The 407-nt window shown below is 49.9% G+C and carries 1 protein-coding gene; it reads left to right on the forward strand.

From position 1 onward, the window contains the following. Positions 1-407 (forward strand): Ig-like domain-containing protein (locus AN389_RS19680; protein WP_200911319.1); only part of this gene is annotated, 407 nt, incomplete at both ends.

The following is a 407-nucleotide window of genomic DNA, read 5'->3' on the forward strand; positions in this document are numbered from 1 at the left end:
TGTTACAATCACCGTAACGGATGAAGCGGGTAACCCGCAAACCATTACGACCGAAGTGCAAGCCGATGGCACCTTTAGTGTAGATGTGCTTAATGAGTTAAGTGAAGGTGAATTTACCGTTGAGGTATCGGTAACCGACGCCGCAGGTAATCAAACCACAGCCACCACCACCGGTGAGGTTGATACCGCTGCGCCCACAGTAATAATTGATCCGGTGAGTGATACTAATGACACCACACCGACTATTTCAGGGTCTGCCACGGGTGAGCCTGAGGGCACAGTTGTCACGATCACCGTGACGGATGAAGCGGGTAATCTGCAAACCATTACGACCGAAGTGCAAGCCGATGGCACCTTTAGTGTAGATGTGCCTAATGAGTTAAGTGAAGGTGAATTTACCGTTGAAG

This window comes from Pseudoalteromonas sp. P1-7a (assembly GCF_001401855.1).
In the GTDB taxonomy this organism is placed as follows: Bacteria; Pseudomonadota; Gammaproteobacteria; order Enterobacterales; family Alteromonadaceae; genus Pseudoalteromonas.